Consider the following 16,764-nt stretch of genomic DNA (forward strand, 5'->3'; position numbering starts at 1 on the left):
AAGAAAAGCGATAGCTTTTGATGACTAAAATGCGATCCTTTGCGTGCCGGATTCGTGTGAAAGTAATTTTGGATAAGAGTAAGATTATCCACCAGTTACCATGGTAATTAATAACTAATTCCTTTTAGCACTATTTCTTCTTCAAATTTAACCGCCAGTTAATTTCCTATCTGTATCTTTGAATGAATCACATTCATACTAGATGAATAGAAATAAAACATTCAAGCAGATTCCTGATTTTAAACTTTCTCCCACAGTTGACAAAGTGGGTGTGGAGGAACGCGTAGCCCGGTTTCAAACACGAAGTATCAAGAACGAATCAAAAGTTCAGGGCCTGAAAATGGTGCTGAATATGATTGATTTAACTACTCTGGAAGGAAAAGACACGCCCGGGAAGGTTCGCCAGTTGTGTTATAAAGCACAGCATTTGCATGATTTGCAGGAAGGGTTGCCAACAGTCGCTGCTGTTTGTGTTTATCCGACCATGGTTGCAGAAGCAAAAAAAGCATTGGGAGATTCCGGAATCAAAGTAGCTTCTGTTTCAACTGCATTTCCAAGTGGACAATCCACTAGGGAAATCAAGTTATTGGATACGCAGTTTGCAGTTGATAATGGAGCAGATGAAATTGATATGGTAATCTCACGTGGGAAGTTCTTGGCGGGAGATTACAATTTTGTATTCGATGAAATTGCAGCCATTAAGGAAGTGTGTGGTAAAGCTCGCTTGAAGGTGATTTTTGAAACCGGAGAGCTGGCTTCTTTGGATCAGGTGCGCAGAGCAAGTGATATTGCCATGTATGCCGGAGCAGATTTTATTAAGACATCTACAGGTAAAATTCAACCTGCCGCAACGATGCAGGTAACTTACACCATGTTGTGTGCAATCAGGGATTTTTACCGGAAAACGGGAGTAAAAGTGGGGATGAAACCGGCCGGTGGAATTTCTTCTTCCAAACTGGCATTGCACAATTTGGTTATGGTAAAAGAAACGCTTGGAAACGAATGGTTGAATAACGAATGGTTTCGGTTCGGCGCAAGTTCACTGGCGAATGATGTGTTGATGCAATTGGTAAAACAAGAAACAGGACATTATCAAAGTGCCGATTATTTTTCGATAGATTAACTTATTTCCCCCTTTGGAGGGGGACAAAGAGGGAGGATATGACAAAGAAGAAACATAAAGAGGAAGTGTTATTCAATTTTAACGGAGGCTGGGATTACAGTCCAAGTCCGGAAAGTACCGGTCATGTGAAATTGAAAGAACGTTACGACCTATATATAGACGGAAAATTCGTTGCACCGAATTCTGGAAAATACTTCCCGACGACCAATCCTGCAACGGAAAAAGTACTCGCTCAGGTAGCGCATGCTGATGAGAGTGATGTGGACAAGGCGGTGAAAGCAGCCCGTAAAGCGTATGAAAATGTTTGGTCGAAGCTATCTGCAAAAGAACGGGGAAAATACATTTACCGCATTGCAAGGCTCATGCAGGAGAAAGCAAGAGAATTGGCAGTTGTTGAAACACTGGATGCGGGAAAGACCATTCGCGAATCACGCGATGTAGATGTTCCGCTGGCTTGCAATCATTTTTTCTATTACGCCGGTTGGGCAGATAAATTAGCTTATGCATTCCCGAATAGAACGGTGAGTTCTTTAGGCGTTGCGGGACAAATCATTCCATGGAATTTTCCGCTTTTAATGGCGGCCTGGAAAATTGCCCCGGCTTTGGCTGCGGGAAATACAGTTGTTTTGAAACCTGCTGAAACAACACCGTTGACCGCGATGTTGCTGGCAGAAATCATTCATGAATCAGGATTGCCAGCAGGAGTTGTCAATATCCTTACCGGTTACGGAGATACGGGCGCAGCCATAGTGAACCACCCGGATATCAATAAAATTGCATTTACCGGTTCCACCCAGGTCGGGAAGATTATTCAAAAAGCTGTTGCGGGAACAGGCAAGAAACTAACCTTGGAATTAGGAGGGAAATCGGCAAACATCCTGTTTGAAGATGCCCCGATCGACCAGGCGGTTGAAGGAATTGTAAACGGAATCTTCTTCAATCAGGGACATGTTTGTTGTGCCGGTTCGCGCTTGTTCGTACAGGAATCTGTAGCTGAAGAAGTGATCCAAAAACTGAAAGATCGCTTGGATACCTTGTATGTGGGTGATCCCTTGGATAAGAATACGGACATCGGTGCAATTAATTCGAGAGAACAATTGGACACCATTCGCAAGTATATTAAAATCGGGAAAGACGAAGGTGCAAGCATGTATGAAAGTTCCTGCGAAATTCCGAAAACAGGATATTTCGTGCGTCCAACCTTATTTACGGATGTTGCTCAATCGAGCAGAATTGCACAGGAGGAAATTTTCGGACCGGTGCTTACCATTCAAACTTTCCGGACGATTGATGAAGTCATTCAGAAAGCAAATAATTCACCGTATGGTTTAGCAGCAGGAGTTTGGACAGATAAAGGCTCGCGTATTTTTAATATGACGTCAAAACTGCGTGCCGGAGTAATCTGGGCAAATACCTATAATAAATTCGATCCGACTTCCCCGTTTGGAGGCTACAAAGAAAGCGGATTCGGACGGGAAGGAGGCTTGCAGGGATTGGGAGCTTATCTCAGAATGGAGAATGGAGAATTGCAAAATTGAAAAGACGAGAAATTTTGTTTTAGGATTAAAAAGTTGGTTTTCAAGGATGTTTTTATCTAAATTAAATAAGAAAGAGAAAACAAATGAGCTTAAAGCCAATAGATATTCGAGAAAGAACTTTTCAATTTGCACTTCAAACTTTTAGGATTTGTGAGCAAATAAATGAAGTAGAAAAACAATTTATTATAACAAAACAACTTGCTAAATCTGCTTCTTCGGTCGGAGCTAATGTTCGGGAAGCAAGAAATGCAGAAAGCAAAAACGACTTTATTCATAAGTTATCAATTGCGCTTAAAGAATGCGATGAGTCAATTTACTGGATGGAGTTATTGATAGAATTAAGTAAGTCAAAAAAGGAAGAACTAATAGAATTGAGGAAGGAGTCAGATCAAGTAATGAGAATTTTAAGCGCTATTATTATAAAGTCGAAGGCAAATTCCACATGGATTAAACGATAATCCTCTTTTCAATTCTCCATTTTAAATTTTCAATTAAAAGATGCGTTTGGAAATACTAAAAACATACAAAATCTTCATCGGCGGAGCATTCCCGCGCACGGAATCCGGAAGGTATTATACACCGCTTGATAAGAAAGGACAGCCATTGGCAAATATGTGCCTGTCGTCCAGGAAAGATTTTAGAAACGCGGTGGTTGCTGCCCGAAAAGCATTCGGATCCTGGTCTGAGAAAACAGCTTTTAACCGCGGACAAATCTTGTATCGTATTGCGGAAATGCTGGAAGGGCGCAAAGCCCAATTCGTAGAAGAATTAGTGAAGCAAGGGAGCACAGATGCAAAAGCGAAGCAGGAAGTAGAGCTGGCAATCGACCGCTGCGTGTATTATGCGGGTTGGTGTGATAAGTACCAGCAGGTATTCTCTTCGGTGAATCCGGTTGCGAGCAGCCATTTCAATTTCTCGGCTTTGGAACCAATGGGAGTTGTTGGAATTATCGCCCCGCAAGCAAACGGACTGATCGGTTTGGTTTCAACTATTTTACCGGTTATTGCCGGTGGAAATGCGTGCGTTGTTTTAGCTTCGGAGAATTTACCCTTGTGTGCGATTACCTTTGCTGAAGTATTGGCAACTTCTGATTTGACAGGTGGAGTGGTGAACATCCTGACTGGAACCGAGAAAGAATTGGTAGAGCAATTCCACAGTCACATGGATGTGAATGCTGTGGTTTATGCCGGTGGAAATAGAGAATATGGGTTGGCGATTGAATCCGGTGCGGATTGCAACGTGAAACGGGTATTTATCTATGAAAATGATTTCACCAAAGAAACAGACGAAAATCCGTATTACATCACCGATCTGCAGGAACTGAAAACAACCTGGCACCCGATTGAAAATGTGGGTGGGGCGACGAGTAGTTACTAGGTAAGTAATTTTGAAACTTGCAAAATTTACATACTTCCTTGTTCTGATTTTTTTCAGGTAATTACACGTTTTCTTATGGTAATGGATTTTACATTTCCCGGAGAAAGAGATACAGAAGATCGGTTCTTGCTTTCGTCGTTGTTGTCTTTTAGTGCGCTTGGATTATTGCTGACCTCTTGGATTTCTAAAAATTCAAAAGTAATTCGCGTTTTAGAGAATAGTTCCTTATGGGTTGGGGCTTTCTTCTTCCGGGCATTTTTTCTGGCAGATACAGATGGATTTACACCTATTTGGGCACAATTACTATTTGTGATTTCCTTCGGGCTTTTCCTCTATTTTAAATTAATGCTATACTTCAGCAGAGATAAGGAGAACCAGAAATGAAAGACAACTTCTCAAATAACTCTGCTGCGTACGCGCAATTTCGGCCAACTTATCCGGATGGGGTTTTTGCTTTTTTGCACACGGTCCTGCCTGGAAAACAATGTGCCTGGGATTGCGCAACCGGAACCGGACAAGTCGCAGAAAAACTGGTGAAACTCTTTGATCACATAGAAGCCACTGATTTAAGCGAAAATCAATTAAAAAATGCGGTTTCTCACCCGAAAATCCGGTACTCCCAACAAGTTGCAGAACAAACAGATTTTTCGGATCAGCATTTTGATTGCATCACAGTGGGCCAGGCAGTTCATTGGTTCGACTTTGAGAAATTCTATGCGGAAGCAAAGCGCGTTCTGAAACCAAATGGTTTGATCGTTGTTTTGGGTTATGGTAACATTCAAATTGACAATCCCGGCGTCCAAAAAGCAGTAACCAAATTGTATGCGGAAATCCTGGGAGATTATTGGGATCCGGAACGCCGTTATATCGATGAAGCCTATCAAACAATTCCTTTCCCTTTTGAAGAGATTCTGCATCCGGAGTTTGCGATCGAACATACCTGGAAACGTGACCAACTATTGGGATATTTGAGTACCTGGTCGGCGGTGAAACACTTCAAGGAAAAACACAAAATGAACCCGATTGATTTGATCCTCCCGGAATTCCCGGAATTCGAACAGGTTAAAGTTACTTTCCCGGTTTTACTAAGAATAGGGAAGTAGAACAGATTTAGATCGTTTTTTGAACTTCAGGAATGTTAGGTATTTATCATTTCGAATTCTGTTTTTTCATTTTGAAAAATATTCACATTTTTTTTCATTTTGAATAAACTACCGTAATCCCTTGTTATTCTTCATTTTCAGTCGATTTTATCATTCATGGCACATCCATTGCCTTGACTTAAGCGAACCAAAAAAATAACAAGTTATGGAAAAGATGAATTTCAAGAACCTGTTTATGATCGGGATGATGGTAGCAGGGTTGGTAGCGACAACGCCTTCTTTTGCCGCACATGAAGAAGGTTCAATCAAAGGAAACCGATTCCTGAATCGGAAGGAGTACAAAGAGATGAAAGCCTCTATGTCACGAATAGAAAGGGATCAGCAACGAATTGCTTTTTACAAAGCTGAATTCAAGAAAAACAAAGAGGCAGGTTTGGCAATTGAGTCACATATGAGTAAAAAAGAGCTCCGAAAAGCGAAAGCTGACTTGAAACGGGACAAAAAGTACTTACGTATTGACAAGTGTGATTTACAAGCCGATCAGTATACTGCGATTCACCAGGCGAATTTAGAACGGAAAGCGGCTAAGAAAGAATTGTATGCAGCTAAGAAAGAATTGCGTAAGGATACACGCCAGGGAAATGTAGCTGACTTGAGAGAAGATGCAGCGCTGGTAGAGACCTTAACATTGAAAAAAGAACTAAAAGCCAAACAAGCCGAGGCATTGAAAGATGATGTATATGCATTCTTCATTTACCTCGATGACGAGATTGATGAGGTTGTTTAATTCGTAGCAGATTAAACACATAAATCGGGGCTGTAAAGATAGGGACAGCCCCTTTTTCATTTTCCTCACCCCAGATTCATTCTGACCTAAGTTAATTTAAATGAAATTGGTAATGAATTAATCGAAAAACCTCCTTTATCAAATATTCCAGTTTTCTGCAGAAAATGGTAAAAGAATAAAGATGGTTAACGTGATTCTCATTTTATGCGCTTAAACGTAAAGGGTTCAACGTGAATGATATCGCTTTTATAGTAACTGTCGATTTTGCTGTCATCAATCGTTACGACATAAGATTCGGTGATCTCACCGGTTTCTTCATCTGCGTTTTGTGAAGTGCTTACCTGTGAAAAAAATGGTTTTAACTGATCAGCAGTAACCCCTTCTTTCGCGTTCATAGAATGCAATTCCAGGTCCTTTCCTTTTTTGATCACTTTGAAAACATTCAATACCGGGGCTTTGCCCATGCATAGATAATATTGTTTCCCCAATTTAGTAACGGAAATGGAATCATTGATTTTCATGTGTGAATCGCCCTCACCGCTATTCATGATCAGTTCATCAGATTTGATCACAACAGTCGTTTTCATATCAGCTCCTTCCATCATTCCCTGGAAACTTTCTGGGTAGATCAATTCGTATTTTCCAATCATCGATTTTGGAAAAGCGGCTTCCGGTTTTCCCGGTGCATTGGTGGAAGTAATAATGGTGCAGGAATTCAAAAAGATCAACAGGCCTGAGATGATATATAATGCAATTTTCATCAGATAATATTTTTGTGAAGTTACTATTTAAATTTAGTGGTCATAAGAAAAGTCAAAAATGATGTCTGAAAACAGGCAGGGGCAGAAAATTTTCTGCCCCTGCCTGATATAATTGCATGTTTATTAACCAACCAAAGCCTGGTATCCTGCTGCATCCAACAGACCGTCAATTTCTCCAGGATTAGACATTTTTACTTTGATCATCCATCCGTCACCGTATGGATTTTTGTTTACTGCTTCCGGATTAGATTCCAAACCTGAATTGAACTCAATGATTTCTCCAGAAACCGGCATGAACAAATCAGAAACCGTTTTAACTGCTTCAACAGAACCGAAAACTTCTTCCTGGTCCATTGTTTCACCTACTGTTTCAATTTCAACGTATACGATATCGCCTAATTCACCCTGAGCGAAATCAGTAATACCGATTGTTGCAACATCACCTTCAACACTTACCCACTCGTGGTCTTTTGTGTATTTTAAATTTGCTGGAATATTCATCTTATTATTCGTTTTATAAGTCTTTTCTCGGTGCAAATGTAATTTTTTTTGGGTAGTAGCGAAAGATTTTTCGCCACTACAATTTCACACACCTTCTTTTCAATTGTCCATTTTCCATTTTCAATTAACTTTGTGTTATGGTAAACAGTGACCAACTCAAAGAAATTAATCAGCGTATTGATGCAATTGCAAGCTATCTGAAGATTCCGGAAAAGCAAATGCAATTGCGTGAAAGTGAATTGAAAACACAGGATCCGGGTTTTTGGGATGATCCGAAAAAGGCGGAAGCGCAAATGAAAGAAATCCGCGGACTGAAATTCTGGATTGAATCCTATACGCGTTTGAAATCGCAGGCGGAAGACCTGGAAGTTTTGATGGATTTTGTAAAAGAAGGAGCCGCAGAAGAATCCGAATGTGATGTGGCATATGAATCCTTGCTCGTTACCATTGAAGAAGTGGAATTGAAAAACATGCTTTCGGGAGAGGAAGATGCGTTGAGTGCAGTATTGCAAATAACAGCAGGTGCCGGGGGAACCGAGGCATGCGACTGGGCCGGAATGCTGATGCGCATGTATATTATGTGGGCTGAAAAAAGTGGTTACAAGGTAAAAGAACTCAACTTCCAGGAAGGCGATGTTGCCGGGATCAAAACAGTAACGCTGGAAATCGAAGGGGAATTTGCTTTCGGTTACCTGAAAGGTGAAAATGGAATTCATCGCTTGGTACGTGTCAGTCCTTACAATTCCCAGGGAAAACGGATGACCTCATTTGCTTCCGTATACGTTTATCCATCTGTGGATGATACCATCGAAATTTACGTGAATCCGGCAGATATTACCTTTGAAACCTTCCGTTCAGGCGGTGCGGGCGGACAGAACGTTAACAAGGTAGAAACTGCGGTCCGTTTGCGACACGCCCCTTCCGGAATCATCATTGAAAACTCCGAATCGCGGTCTCAATTAGCCAATAAGGAAAAAGCCATGCAATTGTTGCGTTCCCAATTATATGAAATTGAGTTGCGCAAACGTGCCGAATCACGCGAGCAAATTGAAGCAGGAAAGAAAAAGATCGAATGGGGTTCCCAGATCAGAAGTTATGTTTTGGATGACAGACGCGTCAAGGACCATCGAACGGATTACACGGTAAACGACCCGGATAAGGTACTGGATGGCGATTTATTGCCTTTCCTGAAGTCTTATCTGATGATGTACGGAAACTAATAAAGACTATAAGACTCAAGATGCAAGACAAAAGACTTGAATTCGTTGTAAGTCTGAATTTGTCTTGAGTCTTTTGTCTAAAGTCTTATGTCTTTGAAAATGAAAACAATTATATATCACAATAACCGGTGCTCTAAAAGCAGGGAAGGACTTTGTATCCTGGAAGATTTGGGTGCGGATGTAGAAATCAGGGATTATCTGCTGGTTCCTCCAACCTATGAAGAATTGGATGGATTACTAAAATTATTGAAGGCAAAACCACTGGATATCATTCGTCAAAAGGAGGAAATTTTCATAGAAAAATACGCAGGGAAGACCCGTACTCGAAAACAATGGATCCAGGCTATGATGAAATATCCCATTCTGATCGAACGACCGATTGTAGTGCGCGGTGACCAGGCAATAGTAGGCAGGCCTCCGATTCTTATCAAAGAATTACTGGATAAAAAATAAAACCGCTTGGAAGCAAAGAACGCAAAGAAGAATTTGTTTTCTGTCTTAGCGTCCTTTGCGTTTGGAATATATTTAGAGAGTAAGTACCTATTCTTTGATAAGTGACTCCTTGAATTGAACGGAAGCACCAACTACTTCAAGAGTATAAATTCCCTTTGGAAGTTCACCAATGTTCAGTTGTGCCGTATTTCCGTTTACGGTAAAGTTTACTGCAAGCTTCTGTCCTACGGAGTTGTAAAGGTTTATATCTTCTATAGGTGAAGAACTTTCTATACTTACCAAAGACGAAGCAGGATTAGGAGCTATGCGAAGCACCTTGTTTTTCAGCTCCTCCAGGCTCAACGATGAATTGGTATATTGAATGGAATCACAGGAAATGCATCCGCCATTGGTCGTATTGGTCAGAATACAGCAGAAAAATTTGTTGGAAGGATTGGAAGGTCCTGGTGTATAAGTTACCATGGTTCCCGGTCCCATGTATGGTGTTCCCTGACCCTGGCCATTTCCGTCAGTCCACATAATCATCTGATTCACGATCAGGAAGGGCGGCATGGTCGAATTCAATGTAATGGAAACCTGATTTTGCCCGACAATAGAGGATGAGAACGCGGAATAGCAATTAAATGGTACCTGCAGTGCCGCCGTATCAGAGGCGCACGTTGTACAGTTAATCATATCCGTTATACACAGCTGATAGATCACACAACCATAATTGTTTTGCAGGGTCATCGCATCGATCGTAATACTGTCACCACCCGAACTGGTAGTAAACGAGACAGGCATTCCGTTTCCGTCAGTTACTGTCCAGTTGTAAACAAAAGGACCGGTTCCGGTAATATTGACCGCATTCAGGATATAATCGTAATTGCTCATTAAGCTGTCATTTACTTCAACACTGCATTGAGCATGAGAAAAAGTTGTGAATCCCAAAGCCAGGGAAACATTTAGTAGTAGTTTTTTCATGTGATATTGTTTTGTAAGCACAAGACGCCGGGAAACGGGATCAGTTGCTTCCGGGATAAAAAGAGGTTTCTTCTTTCAACAATGATTCCTTTTTCCTTATCTTTAAAGGAAACCAAATAAGACGATTATGATACGCGATTACGAAACGGTCAGTGAAGCGGTAAACGATTTAAAAAAGCGCGGGTATACGGCAGATTTGTCCATGGAAGCAGAACGCGATTGCCTAGTCTGTCGGGCCACTGCGACGGAATTATCACCGGAAGATTTTGAAATTGATGAGGTATACCGTTTTGAAGGAATGACTGATCCGGGAGACGAAATGATCGTTTATGCCATTTCTTCTAAGAACAAGGAAGTGAAAGGAATTGTTGTAAACGCCTTTGGCATCTATTCCAGTTACAGAGCATCCAAATTGGTAGAGCATCTGACCAAACACCATTCTTGATACTTCGCGGTATAACTATAATTAAACCGTTCAAAAAACCGCCATTAAAGGAAGTGTCCATGCCTGTGAATGGAAAACAATACGATTTTTAATTTTTTCCTGTCACATCCCAATCTTTACTCTAAATTTGCACCGGATTATTCCGTGAATAATTTAGTTGGTTTGTAAACTTTTAAGAAAGATTTCCGTAACGCTTACGCCACCTTGCTCCACCGAAGCGGTTACGCATAGGTGAGAGCTTCAGCGAAGGCGCAGAGGAGTGCAACGTGTAGTGAATGAGAACAAAGTACATTGACCTTATCGATCAGACATTTGATTTCCCGCAAGATGAATTTCACTTGAGAGAAGATCGCTTGATGTTTCATGGTATTGATTTGATGCGATTAATTGAAGAATACGGTACGCCATTGAAATTCAATTATTTACCTCAGATTTCCCACAATATTCAACGTGCCAAAGGTTGGTTTCGCGAAGCAATGAACAACCTGGGGTATTCCGGAAACTATTATTATTCGTACTGTACAAAAAGTTCTCACTTCTCCTTTGTCCTGGACGAGGTCCTGAAGAACGATGTCCACATTGAAACATCTTCTGCATTTGATATCGATATCGTAAAAAATGTGCTGAACGCCGGAAAATTGAAGGAGGGAAGTTATGTTATTTGCAACGGATTCAAACCACCGCAATACATTCAGAATATCGCCGACTTGATTGATGACAAGCGATTGAACGTCATCCCTGTGGTCGACAACACGGCTGAAATTCACGACCTGATCGCAGCAACAGGAGAAAATGAGCTAAAGATCGGGATTCGTATCGCTTCGGAAGAAGAACCGAAGTTCGAGTTTTATACTTCGCGATTGGGAATCCGTTACCGCGAAATAGTTCCTTTTTACAAAGCATTTATCCAGGATAATCCACGTGTGCAAATTAAAATGCTGCATTTTTTTATCAATACCGGGATCAATGATACTTCGTACTACTGGAACGAATTGACGAAGTGTCTTCGGATTTATTCCGACCTGAAAAAAGTGTGTCCGACCCTGGATTCCTTGAATATAGGCGGCGGTTTCCCAATAAAAAAGTCGTTGGCTTTTGATTTCGATTATGCTTACATGGTTCGGGAGATCCTGATGCAGGTAAAACGCGTGTGTTCGGATAACGATATTCCGGAACCGAATATTTATACCGAATTCGGATCGTTTACTGTGGGAGAAAGCGGAGGCGCAATTTTCAACGTACTACATCAGAAACAGCAAAATGATCGGGAAAAATGGAATATGATCGACAGTTCGTTTATGACAAATCTTCCCGATACCTGGGCAATTAATCAGCGCTTTATCATGTTGGCCATTAATCGCTGGAATGATGATTATGAGCGTGTGCTTTTGGGAGGTTTGACGTGTGATTCGGATGATTATTACAATTCGGAGCAGCATTCAAATGCCATTTATCTCCCGAAATTCGATAAAAATAAACCGCTTTATATTGGATTCTTTAATACCGGTGCGTACCAGGAAACAATCGGTGGGTACGGAGGCCTGAAACACTGCCTGATTCCGGAACCTAAACATGTTCTTATTCAGCGGGATGAGCACGGGAAAATCGTATCGGAGCTGTTTTCTAAGGAACAGACCGCGGATGACTTTATGCGGATTCTCGGTTATCAGCCCTAAAACTGACTAAATCGAATTAGTTAGTTGGCTCTAGGTTTTTAGTTCAAATTGTTGTAATTTTCAGCTCGAATAAGCACTGTGGTTAATTATTTCAGGATCAAATGCTTTCCGGATTATTGCATTGCTAATTCGGATAAAAGAAGGAATTAATTCAATTTAAAACGGGGTTTACTAAAAGTTTACAGTATTTTTGCACTCTCTTTTAAGAAGCGTAAACGAAAAATAACAAATTAAGGTAAGAATGACAACACATATTCAGACCATTTATACCGATGACAAAACACCATTCGCTGATACCGTGAATTCCTGGTTGGAAGGGTTGGGATTTCATGTTTTGCCTTTCCAGGAAAATGATGAGCTGGTAGAAAAGATTGATGCTGTTGTTATTTTTCACGACAATCACAACTTCGACAAGCGAACCGCAGAATTGCGTGATTTGTTCGAAGTACACCAGGCACCGATCCACAAAATTGACTTAAGTGGAACAATGAACGTTGCGCTATCTCATTTATCGTTATTTTTCGATCGCACAAAATGCAAGGATGTCCTATTTATAGGAAGTGAGGGCGTAAAAGATCACCCTAAAATGGATGTTTTCAAGGAGAAGTGGAATTTGTAAGAATGAGAATTTTTTAATTGATATATTTGAAAGGACGACATTTGTAGTCCTTTTTTATTATCCGGTTTTTCGAAACAGGTCTGAATGAAATTTCCGGGAATCATCTAACATTGTGTCAAATATTATCCGATGAGAAAAGTCCTTAACCTGTTTGTCTTTACGTTCTGCATAATTGCTGCGCTTGCTCAAAACACCATATTATGGTCTGTTCGAAAAGCTGGTTCTGAAAGGACGTCCTACGTATTAGGTACGCTTCACCAAATGGGAAATTCTTTTGTAGATGAAAAACCCAAAATTAAGGAACTGTTACTCAAATCGGATCTGGCTATTTTCGAGAGCGTAGAAGATAAGAATGAGAAGATCATTCGTGTGATGCTGAATAGAACGGACGATTTTTCCTATAGAGAATTCCTGGCAAAAGAAGATGTGGATTTTTTGGAAAAACTCTCCATAGACTGGAAAGTCCCGTTGAGTAAACAAAAACCTTCAGAACTTCTGTTAAAGCTTCGGCAGGAATATGTGAAAATGAATTGCGGAACGATAAAGTCAGCGGACACAACTGACCATATGGATGATTATCTGTTGTCCATAGCCCGAAAAAACACGATTCAAGTACAGGGATTGGAAAGTTTCGCAGATCAGTTTGATGCAATAAGCAGTATAAATGGTGAAGATTTTTCCTGGGATAAAGCGAAGGATGCTGTTCACCAATGGGTTAACAACTTTCAGGACGATAAAAGCCGAAAGAAAATTTGTGCCGTGGTGGAATCGTATTTAAAAATGCGACTGGATTATCAATTCGAGGCAAAATGTGCAGAAAACGATGAAGTTCTAACCAAACGAAATGAGAAATGGATGCCCTTGATCACAGAATTCATTCAGCAAAATAATTCGGTGATTGTAATCGTAGGTTTATATCACCTGTATGGAGAATGTGGAATCATTTCCCGTTTGCGGGAAGCTGGATTCATCGTTAGTCCTGTTAAACTAAAATGATTGGTATTCATCGATAATAGGTTCTGTTATTTCACATAATCTTGTTTCAGTACCAGCATGTATTGATCACCATCTAATTTCGAGTAACCTTGCTCGTAACAAAAAAAATAGGTGTTCCCCTTTTGGGTTTGATACGTATTGGTGTAATAATGAAAATTGAATCCTTCTTCAGCCAATGTTATGGCATCGACCGTTCGTTTTCCGGCAGGATTCAATGCAGCTAAAATCCGCCGGTTTTTGCGTAAGATATTGTTGATCCGTCTTACATACTTGGTAGCATCTTCATTCAGGCGATTGTTATATGTGTTTCTGCAGTAGTCGGAACAAAACTTCTGATCTTTTCGGCCACTTAATTTCTGTCCGCATTCCAGGCATTTTCGGTCTGTCATTTTATCCAGTGATTTCGTGTATCTGAAGTTGAAAAATAATCGATTTATTCAAAAAGGCGATAATAATTTGAAAAATAATTGATTGTTAATTCTTTATGGAATATGTTTGTTGTTGAAACACTACTGATTATGAAGAAAGTTTACCTTTTGCTGGTTGCAATTTGTCCTTTGCTCGGCTTTGGTCAGACCAAAGAAATTGCATTCTCCGAACTCACTGTTGGTAGTGGAATGTATTTTGGTGCCGTAATGACTACAACAGATATTACCGTAACCGTTCAGGGGCCATCGGATCGTTTTATTGCTTTTGGATTTGGAACCGGGATGGCCACAGGAAATGATGCGATTATCTGGTCGACTTTAGGAACAGGGGCGGCACCACTTCAATTGCGTGATCACAGAATGATCGGGCAGGGAGTTGAACCTTCGGTAGATGCACAACAAGACTGGACGGTTGTTTCCAACAATGTTTCCGGAGGAAGCCGCACGATTGTAGCAACGAGAGCGCTGAATACCGGAGATCCCAATGACGTAACATTCAATTTTGCAGCAACAAGCCAAAATCTGTTTTGGTCACATGGGCCAAGTGCAACGAATCAATTACAATATCATGGAGCAAGCAACAGGGCAAGTGGAATCGTTCGCAACTGGGTTGTTCCCGATGTAACACCTCCTGCAATTTCAACTGTTATTCCAGCTGATGATGCTGTTGGAGTGAGTATTACAACCAATTTAACGATCAATTTCTCTGAAAATGTCTCCTGGGGAACGGGATCGGTAACACTCTACGATGGGAATGATAATGTCATTCAAACGGTTTCAAACGGCAATCCGAATGCAACACTCTCAGGAAGTACGTTTTTCTATAATCCACCGACAAACCTGGTTATCAACACACCGTATTACGTGAAAATTGATGCTACTGCCTTCAAAGATGCAGCAAACAACTTCTTTCCGGGAATTTCGGACAATACCACCTGGAATTTCAATACCAATGATGTTACACCACCGGCTTTGATTGCCGCGCCTTTTGTTCCGGCTGATAATTCGATAGGAGTTGCTCTGACAACCCCGCTTTCCCTGACTTTCAACGAAGCAATTCAAGCGGGGACAGGTGAAATTCAATTGTATAGCGGTACAGGAACGCTGGTTGAATCTTACGACGTGCTTACCAGTCCATTAATTTCCTTTTCCGGATCGGTGGTAACGATCAACCCAACGGATTTGGTACTGAATACCAATTATTACGTAAATGTTCAGTCGGGAGCTATTAAGGACATGTCAAACAACAGCTACGCGGGATTTTCAACAAATACCACCTGGAATTTCAATACAAATGATGTAACACCTCCATTGGCCGTTGCTCCGTTTTCTCCTGCAGATGATGCCACAAACGTTCCTGTAAATGGAAGTTTCAGTATTTCCTTTACGGAAGATGTGCAAATCTCCGCGGTAGGAGTGATAGAAATTTATACTTCCTCCGGAACGCTTGTAGAATCATTTGGTTTCGGATCGCCCCAGTTATTGGTGAATGGCGTCACCGTGAATTTTTCAACCGTTAATCCCTTAACTGAAAACACGGATTACTATGTTAATATTGATCCTGGATTCATTAAGGACCTCGGAGGAAATGACTTTGCCGGAATAACAACGAATACTTTGTGGAATTTTACCGTTGGAGATTTTACGGCACCGACGATTGCCAGTCTTGATCCGGCAGATAATAGTATCAATGTGCTTTTGAATGTCACTCCGACAATCATTTTCAGTGAAAATATTGTACCGGGTACGGGGAGTTACTTCCTCGTAGACGAAGATAATCTGACAACAGTAGAATTCAGCAGTGCGTTGGGTAATATCAGTACAACAACCAATTCGGTAACCCTGAATCAGGGAGGTTTATCGCTGGCGGCTCATTATCACATTTTAATTGACAATGATGCAGTTGCCGATTTGGCAGGAAATGCATTTGCAGGAATCACCGATACAACAGCCTGGACTTTTAGAGCAGTGCTGGAAAACGGATTACAGGAGTTAACCAACGAATATTCCTGGAATGGGAAAGCGTTGATCATCAAAATCCCGTATTCGTCCGGAGAAGTGATGGATGCAAGTGGAAGGACAGTTCGCAAACTGGATGCGAAGCTTACAGTTCTGGATAATCTTCCTTCCGGGATTTATATTGTGAAAATTCAACAAAATAAAACACCTTCTTTCTTCCGGATTTATGTGGATTAAAATGTCATTTTTAGCGAGTATTTTCATTTTCATGAAAATTTCTGCTTATTCACAGGATGTGTTTGAAGCTGCACGAACAGGAAACATCAAGCAGCTCAAAAAACTGATTGCCCTGAATAAAGACACCATTCAGAAGGCGAATGCAATGGGTTTCGATCCTTTAATGATTGCCTGTTACCGCGGACAAACCAAATGCGCCGGATTTTTGATCAGGAACGGAGCAAATGTCAATCGTCCTTCTGCTGAAGGCAGTGCACTGCAGGCGGCGTGTTATCAGAATAATACAGAATTGGCTGCATTACTGGTTAGAAAGGGTGCTCAGTTGAATGCGCAGGGCCCGGATGGAAATACAGCTTTGATGTATGCGGTGCTGAACCAAAACCTGAAAATGGTAAAGATCCTGGTGGATGCTGGTTCGGACCTGAACATTACGAACAAGGATAATCAAACAGCCTATTCCCTGGCGATGTCACTTGCAAACGTTGAAATACAGGAATTAGTAAAAAGTCATCGAGTTTTAGGTAGTGTTAATCAAGACATGCTTAACATAAATTAACAGCATTTATCCCCCCTAAAGA

The 16,764-nt window shown here is 41.0% G+C and carries 19 protein-coding genes; 15 read left to right on the forward strand and 4 right to left on the reverse strand.

The window, feature by feature from the left end:
* Positions 1-202 precede the first annotated feature (202 nt).
* The 7 genes from deoC to FO442_RS06880 all read left to right on the forward strand — a co-directional run bounded on the left by deoC (position 203) and on the right by FO442_RS06880 (position 5,928).
* Positions 203-1,123, forward strand: a complete 921-nt coding sequence (gene deoC / locus FO442_RS06850; RefSeq protein WP_144332423.1) for a deoxyribose-phosphate aldolase — start codon at positions 203-205, stop codon at positions 1,121-1,123.
* Positions 1,124-1,161: 38 nt separating this feature from the next.
* Positions 1,162-2,661 carry an aldehyde dehydrogenase family protein gene (locus FO442_RS06855; RefSeq protein ID WP_144332424.1) on the forward strand — a complete coding sequence of 500 codons (1,500 nt, stop codon included), beginning with the start codon at positions 1,162-1,164 and terminating at the stop codon, positions 2,659-2,661.
* 83 nt (positions 2,662-2,744) lie between these two features.
* Positions 2,745-3,119, forward strand: coding sequence for a four helix bundle protein (locus FO442_RS06860; RefSeq protein ID WP_144332425.1), 375 nt, complete (start codon positions 2,745-2,747; stop codon positions 3,117-3,119).
* Positions 3,120-3,159: 40 nt separating this feature from the next.
* Positions 3,160-4,038, forward strand: coding sequence for an aldehyde dehydrogenase family protein (locus FO442_RS06865; RefSeq protein ID WP_144332426.1), 879 nt, complete (start codon positions 3,160-3,162; stop codon positions 4,036-4,038).
* Between the two features lie 81 nt (positions 4,039-4,119).
* Positions 4,120-4,422, forward strand: a complete 303-nt coding sequence (locus tag FO442_RS06870; protein ID WP_144332427.1) for a hypothetical protein — start codon at positions 4,120-4,122, stop codon at positions 4,420-4,422.
* Positions 4,419-5,141, forward strand: coding sequence for a class I SAM-dependent methyltransferase (locus FO442_RS06875; RefSeq protein ID WP_144332428.1), 723 nt, complete (start codon positions 4,419-4,421; stop codon positions 5,139-5,141). Before FO442_RS06870 ends, FO442_RS06875 begins: the two co-directional genes overlap by 4 nt.
* A gap of 205 nt (positions 5,142-5,346) precedes the next feature.
* Complete coding sequence (locus FO442_RS06880; RefSeq protein ID WP_144332429.1) at positions 5,347-5,928, forward strand: hypothetical protein; 582 nt, start codon at positions 5,347-5,349, stop codon at positions 5,926-5,928.
* Between the two features lie 197 nt (positions 5,929-6,125).
* On the opposite strand, the gene FO442_RS06885 is transcribed toward FO442_RS06880, so the two are convergent.
* Together FO442_RS06885 and gcvH are read right to left on the reverse strand one after the other, a co-directional pair.
* The gene (locus FO442_RS06885) at positions 6,126-6,689 is read right to left on the reverse strand and encodes a hypothetical protein (protein ID WP_144332430.1); all 564 of its coding nucleotides are present in this window, start codon (positions 6,687-6,689) and stop codon (positions 6,126-6,128) included.
* 123 nt (positions 6,690-6,812) lie between these two features.
* Positions 6,813-7,190, reverse strand: coding sequence for a glycine cleavage system protein GcvH (gcvH, locus tag FO442_RS06890; RefSeq protein ID WP_144332431.1), 378 nt, complete (start codon positions 7,188-7,190; stop codon positions 6,813-6,815).
* A 137-nt stretch (positions 7,191-7,327) separates the two neighbouring features.
* On the opposite strand from gcvH, the gene prfB reads away from it, so the two are divergent.
* Together prfB and FO442_RS06900 are read left to right on the forward strand one after the other, a co-directional pair.
* On the forward strand, positions 7,328-8,410 hold the full coding sequence (gene prfB, locus FO442_RS06895) for a peptide chain release factor 2 (protein WP_144332432.1): 1,083 nt from the start codon (positions 7,328-7,330) through the stop codon (positions 8,408-8,410).
* A gap of 99 nt (positions 8,411-8,509) precedes the next feature.
* Positions 8,510-8,863 (forward strand): ArsC/Spx/MgsR family protein, encoded by a 354-nt coding sequence (locus tag FO442_RS06900; RefSeq protein WP_144332433.1) that lies wholly within the window; start codon positions 8,510-8,512, stop codon positions 8,861-8,863.
* A gap of 87 nt (positions 8,864-8,950) precedes the next feature.
* On the opposite strand, the gene FO442_RS06905 is transcribed toward FO442_RS06900, so the two are convergent.
* Positions 8,951-9,826 (reverse strand): T9SS type A sorting domain-containing protein, encoded by an 876-nt coding sequence (locus tag FO442_RS06905; protein ID WP_144332434.1) that lies wholly within the window; start codon positions 9,824-9,826, stop codon positions 8,951-8,953.
* A 127-nt stretch (positions 9,827-9,953) separates the two neighbouring features.
* Here FO442_RS06905 and FO442_RS06910 point away from each other — a divergent pair, with 127 nt between their 5' ends.
* From FO442_RS06910 to FO442_RS06925, 4 genes are all read left to right on the forward strand, one after another.
* A complete protein-coding gene (locus FO442_RS06910) occupies positions 9,954-10,271 on the forward strand; it encodes a phosphoribosylpyrophosphate synthetase (protein ID WP_144332435.1) in 318 nt (105 codons plus the stop codon).
* A 275-nt stretch (positions 10,272-10,546) separates the two neighbouring features.
* Positions 10,547-11,947 carry a type III PLP-dependent enzyme domain-containing protein gene (locus FO442_RS06915; protein ID WP_144332436.1) on the forward strand — a complete coding sequence of 467 codons (1,401 nt, stop codon included), beginning with the start codon at positions 10,547-10,549 and terminating at the stop codon, positions 11,945-11,947.
* A 241-nt stretch (positions 11,948-12,188) separates the two neighbouring features.
* Complete coding sequence (locus FO442_RS06920; protein WP_144332437.1) at positions 12,189-12,566, forward strand: hypothetical protein; 378 nt, start codon at positions 12,189-12,191, stop codon at positions 12,564-12,566.
* 129 nt (positions 12,567-12,695) lie between these two features.
* Entirely contained in the window at positions 12,696-13,562 is an 867-nt protein-coding gene (locus tag FO442_RS06925; RefSeq protein WP_144332438.1) for a TraB/GumN family protein, read from the forward strand.
* A 26-nt stretch (positions 13,563-13,588) separates the two neighbouring features.
* Here the strand turns inward: FO442_RS06925 and FO442_RS06930 are convergent, their stop codons facing one another.
* Positions 13,589-13,951 (reverse strand): hypothetical protein, encoded by a 363-nt coding sequence (locus FO442_RS06930; RefSeq protein WP_144332439.1) that lies wholly within the window; start codon positions 13,949-13,951, stop codon positions 13,589-13,591.
* A gap of 129 nt (positions 13,952-14,080) precedes the next feature.
* Here FO442_RS06930 and FO442_RS06935 point away from each other — a divergent pair, with 129 nt between their 5' ends.
* Positions 14,081-16,186 (forward strand): Ig-like domain-containing protein, encoded by a 2,106-nt coding sequence (locus FO442_RS06935; RefSeq protein WP_186279952.1) that lies wholly within the window; start codon positions 14,081-14,083, stop codon positions 16,184-16,186.
* A 31-nt stretch (positions 16,187-16,217) separates the two neighbouring features.
* Positions 16,218-16,742 (forward strand): ankyrin repeat domain-containing protein, encoded by a 525-nt coding sequence (locus FO442_RS06940; protein ID WP_186279954.1) that lies wholly within the window; start codon positions 16,218-16,220, stop codon positions 16,740-16,742.
* Positions 16,743-16,764: the final 22 nt, after the last annotated feature.

This window comes from Fluviicola chungangensis, assembly GCF_007558725.1.
GTDB classification, from domain to species: Bacteria; Bacteroidota; Bacteroidia; order Flavobacteriales_D; family Crocinitomicaceae; genus Fluviicola; species Fluviicola chungangensis.